Annotated in this window: 13 protein-coding genes, 2 tRNA genes and 1 other RNA gene; 3 read left to right on the top strand and 13 right to left on the bottom strand. The window is 60.7% G+C overall.

All coding sequences use genetic code 11. From position 1 onward, the window contains the following. Positions 1–450: 450 nt before the first annotated feature. The 10 genes from COCCU_RS03625 to prfB all read right to left on the bottom strand — a co-directional run bounded on the left by COCCU_RS03625 (position 451) and on the right by prfB (position 8,997). Positions 451–1,206, bottom strand: a complete 756-nt coding sequence (locus COCCU_RS03625; protein WP_156230265.1) for an iron ABC transporter ATP-binding protein — start codon at positions 1,204–1,206, stop codon at positions 451–453. Beyond that, on the bottom strand, positions 1,203–2,237 hold the full coding sequence (locus tag COCCU_RS03620; RefSeq protein ID WP_231598913.1) for an iron chelate uptake ABC transporter family permease subunit: 1,035 nt from the start codon (positions 2,235–2,237) through the stop codon (positions 1,203–1,205). The genes COCCU_RS03625 and COCCU_RS03620 overlap by 4 nt, the downstream gene beginning before the upstream one ends. Positions 2,238–2,256: 19 nt before the next feature. After that, entirely contained in the window at positions 2,257–3,276 is a 1,020-nt protein-coding gene (locus COCCU_RS03615; protein WP_156230263.1) for an ABC transporter permease, read from the bottom strand. A gap of 219 nt (positions 3,277–3,495) precedes the next feature. Beyond that, positions 3,496–4,506, bottom strand: coding sequence for a siderophore ABC transporter substrate-binding protein (locus COCCU_RS03610; protein WP_156230262.1), 1,011 nt, complete (start codon positions 4,504–4,506; stop codon positions 3,496–3,498). Between the two features lie 399 nt (positions 4,507–4,905). Next, positions 4,906–5,284, bottom strand: a transfer-messenger RNA (tmRNA) gene (ssrA, locus tag COCCU_RS03605). 76 nt (positions 5,285–5,360) lie between these two features. Next, positions 5,361–5,720, bottom strand: coding sequence for a DUF488 domain-containing protein (locus COCCU_RS03600; RefSeq protein WP_156230261.1), 360 nt, complete (start codon positions 5,718–5,720; stop codon positions 5,361–5,363). After that, positions 5,717–6,220: an SsrA-binding protein SmpB gene (gene smpB, locus COCCU_RS03595; RefSeq protein WP_156230260.1), complete on the bottom strand. Its 504-nt coding sequence runs from the start codon at positions 6,218–6,220 to the stop codon at positions 5,717–5,719. Before smpB ends, COCCU_RS03600 begins: the two co-directional genes overlap by 4 nt. Before the next feature lie 25 nt (positions 6,221–6,245). Next, complete coding sequence (gene ftsX, locus COCCU_RS03590) at positions 6,246–7,148, bottom strand: permease-like cell division protein FtsX (RefSeq protein WP_156230259.1); 903 nt, start codon at positions 7,146–7,148, stop codon at positions 6,246–6,248. An 18-nt stretch (positions 7,149–7,166) separates the two neighbouring features. Then, complete coding sequence (gene ftsE, locus COCCU_RS03585; protein WP_156230258.1) at positions 7,167–7,856, bottom strand: cell division ATP-binding protein FtsE; 690 nt, start codon at positions 7,854–7,856, stop codon at positions 7,167–7,169. Positions 7,857–7,887: 31 nt separating this feature from the next. Further along, complete coding sequence (gene prfB / locus COCCU_RS03580) at positions 7,888–8,997, bottom strand: peptide chain release factor 2 (RefSeq protein WP_156230257.1); 1,110 nt, start codon at positions 8,995–8,997, stop codon at positions 7,888–7,890. A gap of 78 nt (positions 8,998–9,075) precedes the next feature. Between prfB and COCCU_RS03575 the strand changes: the two genes are divergently transcribed. Both COCCU_RS03575 and hisN read left to right on the top strand, forming a co-directional pair. Further along, positions 9,076–9,927 carry an inositol monophosphatase family protein gene (locus COCCU_RS03575; protein WP_156230256.1) on the top strand — a complete coding sequence of 284 codons (852 nt, stop codon included), beginning with the start codon at positions 9,076–9,078 and terminating at the stop codon, positions 9,925–9,927. A 19-nt stretch (positions 9,928–9,946) separates the two neighbouring features. Continuing rightward, the gene (gene hisN / locus COCCU_RS03570) at positions 9,947–10,729 is read left to right on the top strand and encodes a histidinol-phosphatase (protein ID WP_156230255.1); all 783 of its coding nucleotides are present in this window, start codon (positions 9,947–9,949) and stop codon (positions 10,727–10,729) included. Between the two features lie 10 nt (positions 10,730–10,739). On the opposite strand, the gene COCCU_RS03565 is transcribed toward hisN, so the two are convergent. Continuing rightward, entirely contained in the window at positions 10,740–11,645 is a 906-nt protein-coding gene (locus tag COCCU_RS03565; protein ID WP_231598846.1) for a S1 family peptidase, read from the bottom strand. 186 nt (positions 11,646–11,831) lie between these two features. Here COCCU_RS03565 and COCCU_RS03560 point away from each other — a divergent pair, with 186 nt between their 5' ends. After that, positions 11,832–13,670 (top strand): BCCT family transporter, encoded by a 1,839-nt coding sequence (locus tag COCCU_RS03560; protein WP_156230254.1) that lies wholly within the window; start codon positions 11,832–11,834, stop codon positions 13,668–13,670. Between the two features lie 65 nt (positions 13,671–13,735). Here COCCU_RS03560 and COCCU_RS03555 read toward each other — a convergent pair. Beyond that, positions 13,736–13,812 (bottom strand) — tRNA-Met (locus tag COCCU_RS03555). Between the two features lie 196 nt (positions 13,813–14,008). Then, positions 14,009–14,085, bottom strand: a tRNA-Met gene (locus COCCU_RS03550). Positions 14,086–14,190: the final 105 nt, after the last annotated feature.

Genomic DNA, 14,190 nt, shown 5'->3' with positions numbered 1-14,190 from the left:
GCGGCCCATGATTTACAGTGCAAGCAACGATCTCTCACACCCGGTATGACCCGACCCACCACACCCAAACCGGATGCAGGCAGGCCACGACAAACAAAAAATAAAATGGCACACTATTGAGTTCTCACACAACATTCACACACAGCACTCACACCCATTATCATGGGGCAGGTGTTTCTGCGGCTGAATTGCAACCCTACTCCCGACATTCAGAGAATGTCAACTTCGGGTTCATCTTCGCTTCAACTCGGTGTAACACCTCGTTGCGGCGACAGGGCATTAATCTACATACCTTCCCAATTTCCCACAAATCACCAGGTCACGCCAGGTATAGACGATTCCTCATCCACACCGAAGCGAACCTGGAAGTTCATCTTCGGCCTTTCGAAGGCCTGGAAAGCATTAAACGGCTGCCACTTCCCTGGGGAAGTGGCAGCCGTTGTTCATTCTCTAGTGATAAGCCGCGATCTTTCCGTGCGGCCCATCAATCACCTGAATGGGAGTATTGAAGATCTCGCTGAGGATCTCATCCTGCATGATCTCTTCCGGAGTTCCCATCTTCTCCAGCTTTCCGTACTTGATCGCGATGATGTAGTCGGCGTAGCGGGCGGCAAAGTTAATGTCGTGGAGAACCACGATGATGGTGCGGCCGAATTCCCGGGCGGCATGCTCAAGATGTTTCATCATCTCCACCGAGTGGGCGATGTCAAGGTTGTTGAGTGGCTCATCGAGGAGAACGTATTCGGTTTCCTGGCAGAGAACCATGGCTACGTAGGCGCGCTGACGCTGACCACCGGAGAGCTGATCAAGATAGCGGTTCTCCAGCTCAGTCAGGTTCAGGAAGTCGATGTAGCGGGAGATGATCTCCTCGTCTTCCTTATTCAGACGTCCCTTGCTGTAGGGGAAACGGCCGAAGCCCACCAGCTGGCGAACCGTCAGCTTGGTGACGAAGTGATTCTCCTGCCGGAGAATGGAGATGATCTTCGCCAGGTCCTTGGAGCTGGTGGAGGAAACATCGTACTGACCGACCTTGATCTCGCCTTCGTCCATTCCCAGCAGTCGGCCCACCATGGTGAGCAGGGTCGACTTGCCGGCACCATTGGGTCCGACCAGGGCAGTGAGTCCGCCGGAGGGGATCTCCAGGTTCACCGGGCCGATCTTGACTGAGCTGGAGTAGTCCTTCTTGACGTTCTTTAGCGTGATCACAGTCGGCCCTTTCTGAGAATGACGATGAGGAACACAGAGCCACCGATCAGCTCGATGATGATCGAGACAACGCCCTGCGCATTGAAGATGTGGTTCATGATGAAGTAGGAGCCGGTGAGCACCACGAAACCGAGCAGCACGGCCATCGGGAAGATATAGCGGTGATCATAGGTGTCCGCGAACTGATAGGCCAGGGTGGCCACCAAGAATCCGAGGAAGGTCATCGGCCCGACCAGGGAGGTGGAAACCGCCATGAGGACCGACACCAGGATCAGGGTGTAGATCGAGTTCCGACGGTGGTTCATTCCCAGGTTGGTGGTGGTGTCCCGACCCAGGGAAACCACATTGAGGTTCCGGGAGTTCAGCACCAGCAGCACGCCGGCGATGAGAACCAGCGGGATGGCGATCGGAAAGTACTCGGTCTCGGCATTGTTGACGGATCCGAAGAGACGTGCGGAGAGCACATCGAATTCGGAGGGTGTCAGGGCACGCTGCATGAAGGTGGAGAGAGAACCCAGTCCGCCGCCGATGACGATGCCGACCAGCAGCATCGCGTGCATGTTGCCACGCTTGCCGGTCAGCAGCCAGGAGTAGAGCGCCAGGCTCAACAGCACCATGACCGCCATCTGGCCGAGGAACATCTCCAGGTTACGGGTGGCCAGCAGTGCAGTGGCACCGAAAAGAAAGACCGTGGTGGTGTGGATGACCGTGTAGAGCGCCTCAAAACCCATGATCGAAGGAGTGATGATGCGGTTATTGGTCACGGTCTGGAAGGAGACGGTCGCCAGCGCCTGACAGACCGCGACGATCGCCATGACGAAGACGGACTCCATCCGTCGTTCCGCGATCAGCACAAAACCGGGGTGCCCCACCGGCATCGGGTTATCCCACCAGATCAGACCCCAGGTGAAGACCACAGCGGCAAGGATCATCGCACCGAGGATGATCCAGTACCTACGTCGCGCCTTGGTGCCCTGGAAGGCACCTGCGCTGCGGGGCCGTGGGACGGTGCGGCGCTCCGCGGCGTCGATAAGCGTTTTTTCCGAGTTATCAGCCACGGTCACGCCGCCTCACGATCAGATAGACGAAGACCACGGCACCGATGATGCCGAGAACCACCGACACCGGAACCTCGAAGGGGGCGATGATCAGGCGGGCGATGATGTCACAGAGGGTGACCACCGCAATGCCTGCCAGACAGACCCAGGGCAGGTTGGAGCGTAGGTCATCGCCACGAAACATCGAGACGATATTGGGCACGATCAGCCCCAGGAAAGGCAGACTGCCGACGACCACGGTGACCACACCGGTGGCGATCGCGATCAGGCCGGTGCCGATCAGGATCATGCGGTTGTAGTTCAGGCCCACATTGGTGGCGATCTCCTCGCCCATTCCGGCCACGGTGAGGCGGTCAGCGAAGAAGAACACCGCGATCACGACGATGAGCACGATCCACAGGACCTCATACTGACCGCGGTAAACCGTATTGAAGGAACCGGCGAACCAGATACCGAGCTGCTGGAGCATATCGGTCTGCAGGGCGAAGAAGGTCGAGACGGAACTGACCACCGCACCGAGCATGATGCCGATGATCGGGACGATCAGTGAGGACTTCAGGGTCACCCGGCGCAGGAAGAGGAAGAAGACCATGGTTCCGATGAAGGAGAAGACCACGGCACCGAACATCCGGTCCAGGATGGTGGCGGCCGGCACGAAGTACATCACGAAGAGCAGGCCCAGGCCCGCCCATTCCGTGGTGCCGGTGGTGGATGGTTCCACGAAGCGGTTCTGGGTGAGCAGCTGCATAACCAGGCCGGACATCGCCATGGCCGCGCCCGCCAGCACCAGAGAGATGGTGCGCGGGATACGCACCGCCTCAAACATCAGGGTGCCGTCCTCACCACCGAAGATGTCATATTGACCGGTGAAGAGGGAGATGAAGAGCAATCCTGCGACAGCCAGGATGCCGAGGAGCAATTTCCAGTCGAAGAGTTTGGCGCGAGTCTGTCCTCGTTGCTCATTCGGAATTTCTTGCGCTGGCCGGGGTGACGCAGCAGAAGCGGTGGACATTGACTCACACCCTCCTTCTGGTCTCGGCACGCCGATTGGCGTTGAACATGCGGAATACCTTGATTTCTACTGTGGCACTCGGATTTTAAGTTTGGCTAACCACAACTAATGATAGATGGTGCTTTAAATGGAAAAGAAGGCTGTCTCGATGGAACGAGACAGCCTCCCGAATTCAGCAGGAAGCACCCAGGTTCCCCCGAGGGGAATCCTTCGTCCTACTTACTTAGCCGCACCTTCGAAGAGATCGGCCAGACCGTTGAGGATTTCGGTGTAGGTGATGATGTTCTCGTTGGTGTAGGTGTCAGCCGGAGCGTAGTACACCACGTCATCCTGGATGGCGGCGACGTTGGAGAGCGCCTCATTCTCGGAGATGACATTCTCAGCCGCGACGTACTCGGCCTCATCGCGGGTGTTGGTGCCGCCATCACGGTCCAGGACCAGCAGGATGTCCGGGTTGGACTGGGCGATTGCCTCGACGTTGATGTCATCACCCTCGTGATCGTCGGAGGCGCTGTCGACCTCCAGGGCCGGGGTCAGGCCGACCAGATCGAAGATCGGGCCGTAGGTGCGGCCGACGGAGGGGGCGATGTAGCCGATGTTGCCACCGGAGACGTTGACGGCCATGACGGTCTTGTCGGAGATTGCCTGGTAGGCGGTCTTGGCACGCTCAAGGGCATCCTCGAACTCCCCGACCAGCACAGCTGCGTCCTCTTCCTCGCCGAAGATCTCACCGAGAGCCTCAGCCTGACGGATCAGCTCCCGGTCCAGGGCCTCATCGTCGCGGGGGTCCAGCTCGACGATGGCGGCATCCGGGTTCAGGGTGGAGATGTCATCGTAATACTGGGCGAAACGCTGACCGTTGATGATCAGGTCCGGCTGCGCGGCGGTCAGGGCCTCCAGGTTGGGCTCACGGTGGGAACCCATGTCGGCGATGGACTCATCTTCCTTGTAGCCGCTCACGGTGAAGGGAACCAGAGCCACCGGAGCGGCAACCAGATCGACACCCCAACGGTCCAGCAGCTCGAAGGCGCGGTTATCGGTCGCGGCGACGGCGGTGGCCGGCTGCGGAACCTCAACGGTGCCGTGGTTGTCTTCGACGCTCAGGGTGCTGGTCTCAGCGGCGGCGGTGGTGTTATCTGCCTCAGTGCTCTCCTCGGTGGAGGAGCAGCTTGCCAGTGCCAGTGCAGCGGCGGTGACGAGGGAAACCAGCTTGAAACGAGTGTGCGCCATGACATCCTTTTTCAATGCACTGAAGGCTCCCCGAGGAGCCCCAGGCATGTTGTTTTAGTGAGGTTAGGTTACGTTTATGGAAACTAACACAGCCTTCAAACTTAGCCAAGCCTTGGTTAAATGAACATTCCCCAAAATACTGAGCAAATAGCCCTCTAGCTGCCCTTTTATCCCCTCATGTTAGACCAGGCATTTATTCTCGTGGGGGTAGATTGACTCACACCCATACTTCCCAATCGCTAGAGTCACCATTACACTCCCGAAAAAGGTCATTCCGAACACGAGGAGATAACCCCGCAGATTGCGAAAGGGACAGCCTGGGACATTGGCAACCCTGCGGCAGATTCACCCGTAGATACGACAAAACCCCCGGTCACTATCGACCGGGGGTTTTACCTTTGGTGGAGCTGCCGGGAATTGAACCCGGGTCCTCCGTTACCTCGCCAGGGCTTCTCCGTGCGCAGTTCGCGCGGGATCTCTACTCGGCCCTCCGGCGCGGACGAACTCGTTCCGGATGATGGGCCCAGTCAGCGGTGTGAAGTCCCGTTCAGCCCCGTTGACACGGCTGAACAGCAAGTCCCTCTAGTCGTTGCCAGACACCGGATCAGGGACCTAACCGGGCTGACAGACACGCGGTCGCTACTTAGGCAGCGAGGGCGTAGTCGCGCTGAGTATTCTCGGCGCTTATCATTTTGCTGCGACGCTTACGGTGGTCACCAGCCTGCACCGGCACGCTTCCCCTGGCTTAATATACGAAGTCGAAACCATAATCAGCCCCGTATCCCACCGGTTGGGATGCTGCGTTCTTCCCGGTGGATGGTTCATGATAACTCACCCGGGGAGATAGCACAAGATCAGGATGACAGCCATTCGGCGAGCACCACGGCCTGGTTGTGTTCCCGGTCCCGGGCGGAGTACAGCAGAACAATATCCCCCTCCCCCACCAGTTTCTTGAGCTTAACCAGATCCGCATTAGCTTCCGACTGAGCGGCCTCCAGTTCAGTGCGGTAGCGCCGCGCGAACTCCGGGAAGCGTTGGGGATCATGGTTGAACCACTTGCGCAGTTCGGTGGAGGGTGCCGCCTCCTTCAGCCATTCATCATGGCCGAGCTCGGTTTTCTTTATGCCACGCGGCCAGATCCGGTCCACCAGAACCTTCACCCCGGGTGCATCAGCACTTTCGAGGTCCCGGACATTGACCGCGTGGATACTCAACCCTTGATCCCCTTGATGCGGCGGCCCAGTTCGCGGGTCACTTCTCTTTCCTCGGTACGACGTTTGATGTCCTGTCGTTTGTCATAGTCCTGCTTACCCTGCGCCAGGCCGAGTTCCACCTTGAGGCGGCCGTCCTTGAAGTAGAGCTTCAGCGGAATCAGGGTTTTATTGCCGTCGCGGACCTTACCCATGAGGGTGTCGATCTCACGGCGGTGGAGCAGCAGTTTGCGGGTACGCTTCGGCGAGTGGTTGGTCCAGGTTCCCATAGTGTATTCCGGGACGTGGAGGTTTCGGAGCCAGACCTCACCACCATCGATGGTGGCGAAGGCGTCGACAAGCGATGCCTTACCCTCGCGGAGCGACTTGATCTCGGTGCCGAGCAGCACGATGCCGCACTCATAGGTGTCGAGGATCGTGTAGTCGTGGCGGGCTTTTCGGTTGCTGGCCACGACCTGACCGTCGGCACCGGCCTTATTGGTCGTCTTCTTCTTTTTTGCCATAACCCCTATGACTCTACAGACCCACTTATTTACGCACGTAGAAGCGCAAGGTGATTTCTGCGGTGATCACCGAAAGCAGCACCCCGATGACCGTGATCACCGGGATCACCGCCCAGATGTCGCCGCTCTGCACCGGGGCGATCAGCCGGGCGTCATAGAGACCGCTGAGGGCTTTATCCACCAGGAATTCCTTGCCCAGGAAAAGCCCGAGGCCCGCGAATACGGAACCCAGGAGGCTGGCGATCACGGCTTCCAGGATGAAGGGGGTCTGGGTGTACCAGCGGGAGGCTCCCACCATGCGCATGATCGCCATTTCATCGCGGCGGTTATAGGCGGTCATCTGCACCATGTTGGCGATCAGGAAGATGGCGGCCAGGGCCTGGACCGCGGCGATGGCGAAGGTGGCCCAGCGCACCGCATCCAGATTCTCCACCGCCCCACGCAGGTCATCGGCCTGATCCACCACCGCATCAACCTGGGGAAGTTCCCGCACCGGATCCAGCGGGGTGGTGTCCAGGGGGTCGGCGAGCCTGATGTGCAGGGCCGCGGGCAGGGCATCGGGTGAGGTTTCGGCGACCAGCTGGGGGTCGGTGAGCTCGAAGACCTCGACGAAGCGCTGGTAGGACTGCTCCTGGGAGCGGAAGATCAGTGCCTCGATGCCCTCCGCGCCGTCGAGAAGCTCCCGGACCTCGAGGCAGGCCTCGCTGGAGCAGTCCTCGTCATTGGCGGAGGTGTCCTGGTCGAACTGCACCATCACCTCGACCCGGTCGAGGTAGATATCCTTGGTGTCATCGGTGACCTTGGTGACCACAAAGCCCGTGGCCAGCAGCGCCAGGGAAATGGCGGTGGTGATCACCAGCGCCACGGTCATGGTGATGTTGCGGCCCAGGCCGCGGAAAGTTTCGCGGAGAACGAAGCCGAGTCTCATCTTTGTGCTTCCTCTCCCCTATCGGGATTCGCCGTAGATACCGCGGGCGTCATCACGCACCAGCTTGCCCAGCGATAATTCGATCACCCGGCGGCGCAGCTCATCCACGGCGCGGGCATTGTGCGTGGACATGATGACGGTGGTGCCGCCCCGGTTGATCTGGGTGAGCAGGTTCATGATCTCATCGGCGGTCTCCGGGTCGAGGTTGCCGGTGGGCTCATCCGCCAGAAGTACCAGGGGGCGGTTGACGGAAGCCCGCGCAATGGCCACGCGCTGCTGTTCACCCCCGGAAAGTTCATGGGGCATGCGGTTGGCTTTACCACCCAGCCCGACCATGTCGAGGGTTTCCGGCACCAGTTTGTTGATGGTGGCGCGCTTCTTCCCGATCACCTCGAGGGCGAAGGCCACATTATCGTGGACGTTGAGCTTGGGTAGCAGCTTGAAGTCCTGGAAGACGTAGCCGATCCGCTGCCGCAGCTCATTGATCTTCCGCCCCCGCAGCGTGTTGACGTGGACATCATCGAGGTGGATATTTCCGGAGGTGAGATTCTCCTCCCGGACCAGCAGCTGCAGGAAGGTGGACTTGCCGGAGCCGGAGGGGCCGATGAGAAAGACGAACTCCCCCTTGTCGATCTGCAGGGAGAGATTGTCCAGGGCGGGGCGCGGGGAAGTTTTATAGACCTTCGTCACCGAGTCAAACGTGATCACCTAAGACACCGTACCCAACCCAGGCGCAAAATCAGGCCCCTGATTTCTGCTGCTGCGACATGCGCCAACGAATACCGGCTTCCAGGAAACCGTCGATCTCACCACCCAGCACCTTGGAGGGGTCATTGACCTCGAAGTCATTCCGCAGATCCTTGACCATCTGATAGGGGTGCAGGACATAGGAGCGCATCTGATTTCCCCAGGAGGCGTTGCCACCGGCACCGAGGGCATCCATTTCGGCGCGTTCTTCCTGACGCTTCTTCTCCAGCAGCTTGGCCTGGAGCACCCGCATGGCAGAGGCCTTGTTCTGGATCTGGGACTTCTCGTTCTGACAGGTCACCACGATGCCGGTGGGGATGTGGGTCAGGCGGACCGCGGAGTCGGTGGTGTTCACCGACTGGCCACCCGGGCCAGAGGAACGGTAGACATCCACCCGCACCTCATTGTCGGGGATGTCGATGGAGTCCACCTTCTCCACCACCGGCAGCACCTCAACCTCGGCGAAGGAGGTCTGGCGGCGGCCCTGATTGTCGAAGGGGCTGATGCGCACCAGGCGGTGGGCACCCTGCTCCACGGAGAGCTGGCCGTACATGTAGTCACCGTGCACCACGAAAGTGGCGGACTTGATGCCGGCTTCCTCGGCGTAGGAGATGTCGTAGATGTCGACCTTGTGGCCGTTCTTCTCCGCCCAGCGGACGTACATGCGCATCAGCATCTCGGCCCAGTCGGCGGCATCCACACCACCGGCGCCGGAACGGATGTTGATCACGGCTTCACGCTGGTCATATTCCCCGGAGAGCATGGTCTTGACCTCGAGGGCCTCGATCTCCTCACGGAGTTCCGCCAGCTCGGCGTCAGCCATCTCCTCGCCGCCCTCCTCGTCCTCGCCCAGTTCGTACATCACCGGCAGATCCGCGACGCGCTGTCGCAGGTCGGTGATCTTGCGCAGGCGGGACTGCACCGCGGAGAGTTCCGAGGTGACCCCCTGGGCATGGTCGGGGTCGTCCCAGAGGGAGGGGTCGGAGGCCTGGGCCTCGAGTTCGCGGACCCGGTCGGACATCTCCTCGGGGTCCATCACTTTCTCGATGGTGCTCAGGGTGGCGTCTAGTTCATTGAGCGCTGAGGTGATTTCCGGTCGCATGGAGACAAATATACCTGCCCCGCCGGACACCCCCTTATCCCGGTGCTCAAGCGGAACCTTGAGGTGTCAGAGGGCACAATGGAGATCATGACCTCTCCTCAATCTTTTCCGGACATGATCAGTGCCGTGACCAAGACCTTCATCATCGCCCACGAGCAGGACTCTGATGAGCACTTGGCCCAGTCCCTGGTCTACAACGCCGCCCGGATGGCCTGGCGGATGCGTGAGGCCGGGGTGGACACCGAGTTCAAGACCTCGGTGTCTGACCTGGTCACCGATGCTGACCGTGGTGCTGAGCAGTTCGTCTCCGGGGTGTTGGAGGCGCTCCGCCCGGAGGACGGCATCATCGGCGAGGAGGGTGCCAGCCGCGCCAGCACCTCCGGCCGCACCTGGATCATCGACCCGGTGGACGGGACCTACAACTTCGCCGCCGGCAATGACTACTGGTGCTCCGCTCTCGCCCTGGTTGAAGGCGACCCGACCAACCCCAGTCAGGTTCTGCTCGGGGCGGTTCATCGCCCCGCCATGGGGTACACCTGGTTCGGCGGCCTCACCCAGCCGACCACCCGGGACGGACAGGGAGTGGAGAAGCTTGTCGACGCCCCCGTCGACCAGCTCTGCCTGGGAACCTACCTGCATCCCCAGTTCATGAAGGATGATGCGATCCGCGCAGCCTGGCTGGGGGTGGCCAGCGAATTCGCCACCGTCCGCATGCTGGGTTCGGCTTCGGTGGATCTGGGTTCGGTCGCCGATGGCACCCTGGATGTGTGGATGCAGCACTCCGTGGCGGATTGGGACTGGCTGCCGGGCCTGGCCCTGGTTGAGGGTGCCGGCGGCACCGGAACCAAGGTGGAGGCAGGTGGGGTCACCTGGTGCATCGCCGGCAACTCCCAGGCGGTTTCCCAGGTGGTCGCCCTTCTGGAAGGTTAGCCAACTAGAATGAGCTTTCATGTATCACTATGCAGATGATCTCGCTCTTGCCCTGGAGCTGGCTGATATCGCCGATGGCATCACCCTGGACCGTTTTGAGGCCACTGACCTGGCGATTGAATCCAAGCCGGACATGACCCCGGTCTCGGATGCGGACCTCGCCTGCGAGGAGGCGCTGCGTGCGAAGCTCAGCGAAGCCCGCCCCGCAGATGCCCTCCTCGGGGAGGAATTCGGTGGCGAGGTGGAACATTCCGGCCGCCAGTGGGTCATTGACCCCATTGACGGCACCAAGAACTACGTTCGGGGGGTGCCCGTGTGGGCGACCCTGATTTCCCTGCTCGAGGACGGTGTCCCGGTGGTTGGTGTCATCTCCGCCCCGGCCCTGGCCCGCCGCTGGTACGCAGCCAAGGACAGCGGTGCCTTCCGCACCTTCAGCGGCGGCTCCCCCAAGCGCCTGCAGGTCTCCAAGGTCAACGACCTTTCCGATGCCTCCCTCTCCTTCTCATCCCTCTCGGGCTGGCAGGAGCGGGGGCTACGGGAAAAGTTTGTGGCCTTGAGCGATGAGACCTGGCGACTGCGGGGCTACGGAGATTTCTTCTCCTACTGTCTCGTCGCCGAGGGTGCGGTGGACATCGCCGCCGAACCCGAGGTCTCCCTCTGGGACCTGGCCGCCCTGGCCATCCTCGTGGAGGAAGCCGGCGGCACCTTCAGTTCCCTGGCCGGGGTCTCCGGCCCGCACGGTGGTGACGCGGTGGCCACCAACGGCGTGCTTCACGACGCCGTGTTGGCCCAGTTCTCCTAGCCGATTCCCGCTATCCTGCGACGCGGAAGCCAGCCCCGACGCCACCGCTGGCGTTGAGGGTGGCGAGGATGGCGTTCATGTTGGTGATCACGGTGGGCATGAACAGCTGACCCTGCAGCGGAGTCTGGCACTGCAGCTGGTAGTAAGGCAGCAGACCGCCGGACACCATGCCGACCATCTGGCGCCCACGCATCACCGGGGCCCCGGAATCACCCTGCATGGCGCAGACCTGAGCGATGGTCATCGAGTTATTCGCGGTCCAGACATTGCCGCAGCTGTGACCGGTGGCCACCCCCTGCTTGCAGAGGGTCTCACCGGCGGCGGGGGCGGCGCCGCCCACTGAGTCCACCCGGAAGCCGTTGTAGCTGTTGGTGATGCGGGCGTTGCCCCCGAACTGGATCACCGAGAAGTCCTGGGCCGCGTTCGAACTGACCACCCTGCCGGATTCCCCGATCTCCCAGGAGTCCGCCGACATCACCACATCACCAGGCTGGCCACAGTGTCCGGCGGTCAGACCGACCATCCGGCCGGCGGCATCATATCCCGCCACACCCAGGGTGCACATCATGGTGTCCCCGACGAAGATCGGGGTACCCGGACCGTAGAGGGAGAAACCCTGCGCCTGAGCGTCATGGGAATCCTGGGGAATGTCCGGGGAGTCGAAGAAACTTCCCTGCACGCGCTGCAGTACCGGGTCACCCACGGAACTCGCCAGCACCTGCGAGGAGGTGTCATTGCGCCAGTGGTAGTTCGGGCCATCCGCACGGGCATAGTCAGAACCCTGCTGGATCGCCTCCCCCACGGAGGCGGGAATATCCGGAAGCTCATCAGCACCAGCTGCCGGGACGGCGAAGAGGGCGGCAGCCCCCATGATTCCGGCAGCGATGAACGACCTCAGTCGGTGCTTCCTACGCATTCACTTCAACTTTCTTTCACTCCAGGCGATAGCTTTTATCCATCATGCCATGCGCGGGGTGCATTGAACCCTGCAACTTCTGTGACTTCAGCGACGAAAGTGCAAAACGGGACATAAGTTTCTCCTTATGGAAATAACAACCATTAAAATGGTGCGCCCATCCATTCCCCAGCAGAAAGAGCTCCCATGGACGACAAAGTCCCGAAGTCTGAGTTCGGAAAAATTCAGAGTGCACTGCGGAAAGCCTCCTCCGGCGAGCGCTCCATCCACCCGGCGTTGGTCCCCGGAATCAGCGTGGACGACACCGACACGCCTTTTCCCACCAACAAGGTGGTTTTCGCGGTCGCCCTGCTCGCCTCCCTGTCCATCTTCATATGGGCGATGATCTCCCCCGAGGGGCTCAACACAGTGGGCACCACCATGCAGGGTTGGGTGGTGGCCAATTTCGGCTGGCTCTTCAGCAGCCTGGTCATCCTGATCATGATCTTCATGTTCGTCATCGGTTTCGGCCCCACCGGGCGGATCCGGCTCGGGGCCGATGACAGTGAACCCGACTACTCCACCACCTCGTGGATCTCCATGCTCTTCGCCGCCGGACTCGGCATCGGCCTGATCTTCTACGGGCCGATGGAATCCCTGGTCCACTTCATCACCCCTCCCCCGGCCTCTGATCTCCAGGCGGAGAGCACTGACCTGGTCGTGCAGGCACTTTCCCAGGCCATCTTGCATCAGGCATCCATGGCCTGGGGAATCTACGCCCTGGTCGGTGGTGCCCTGGCCTACGCCTCCTACCGCCGTGGCCGTCTGCCGCTGATCTCATCCCTTTTTGAACCGGTGTTCCCGAATGGCAACAACCGCGTCGCCGGCAAGATCATCGACATCTTCGCCGTGCTGGTCACCCTCTTCGGGACGGCCACCTCCCTGGGCATCGGGGCCCTGCAGATTCAGACCGGCACGTCCATTGTCACCGGCCGTGACCTCAGCGGCGATGGTTTCCTCATCGTGACCATCACCGTGCTGACCATCATCTTCATCTTCTCCGCGGTCTCCGGCGTGAAGAAGGGCATCCGCATGCTCTCCAACGCGAATATGTTCCTGGTCATCGCACTCTCCCTCTTCGCGCTCCTGACTGGTCCAACCGTCTTCCTGTTGGATCTGGTGCCTGCCACCATGTTGAACTTCTTCGCCGGTCTCCCCGAGATGCTCTCGGTTTACCCGAGTGAGGGCCAGGTTGAACAGGAGTTTCTGCAGTCCTGGACCACCCTGCTGTGGGCCTGGTGGATCTCCTGGTCTCCTTTCGTGGGCATGTTCATCGCGAAGATCTCCCGTGGCCGCACGCTCCGCCAATTCGTCACCGTGGTGATTCTGGTCCCTGCCGCAATCTCATCCATGTGGTTCATCATCTTCGGCGGTTCCACCATCCACCAGCGGATGGAGGGGCTTGGAATGGGCATCATCGGCTCCGGCGAGAATGTGATGTTCGATCTGATGGGCCACCTTCCCTTCAGCATCGTGACTTCGATTCTGGTGCTGATCGCCATCATCATCTTCTTCACCACCGCCGCGGACTCCGCCACCAATGTGATGGGCTCCATGTCCCAGTCCGGTCGTGCGGTTCCCTCCAAGCCCGTCACCATCGTCTGGGGTGCGGCACTGGGACTGGTGGCCATGTCACTGCTGCTGGCCGGGGGCCAGAATGCCCTCTCCGGACTGCAGTCCATCATGGTCACCTGCGCCCTGCCCTTCGCCTTCATCCTGGTGGGGGTGATGATCTCCTGGGCCATCGACCTGCGAAATGACCCGTTGATCATCCGCCGCGGTTATGCCCTGAGGGCCATCCGTCAGGGCGTCGCCCAGGGTATCGAGGAACACGGTGATGATTTCGTCTTCGGGGTCACCGAGGTCTCCGAGGAGGATGGCGCTGGCGCGAACTTCGACTCCGAGGATCCCGCCCTGACCGACTGGTACACCGATGCCATCGGCGAAGCCGACCCCGAGGTCACGGTCAAACGGAAGCCACTGTAAATCTGGAGGACTGAAATGCACAAAACCCCTGACCTTTAAGGTCAGGGGCTTTGTGCTGAAGAAGTTGGTAGCGGGGGCAGGATTCGAACCTACGACCTCTGGGTTATGAGCCCAGCGAGCTACCGAGCTGCTCCACCCCGCGTCGGGTGTTTCTTCAATTCACCTCGCCCAGAACTCGAAGCTCTGTGCGATAACCAACACTATACATACCTTCCACGGAAGAACCCAATCGCCGGACTGAGGAGCCCCGTATTTCCCAACGACCCCCAGAATCCGCCACCCAGGCACACACAAAAAGCCCCTGACCTTTAAGGTCAGGGGCTTTGTGCTGAAGAAGTTGGTAGCGGGGGCAGGATTCGAACCTACGACCTCTGGGTTATGAGCCCAGCGAGCTACCGAGCTGCTCCACCCCGCGTCGGGTGTTTCTTCAATTCACCTCGCCGAAACCAGTTGTTAACTGCTCTTGGCGACATGAAGAACTATACTCACCCGACTCATTTTACCCAAATCCCCTGCTCAT

Source organism: Corynebacterium occultum (assembly GCF_009734425.1).
GTDB lineage: Bacteria > Actinomycetota > Actinomycetes > Mycobacteriales > Mycobacteriaceae > Corynebacterium > Corynebacterium occultum.
This window is presented reverse-complemented; position numbering and strand designations above follow the sequence as displayed.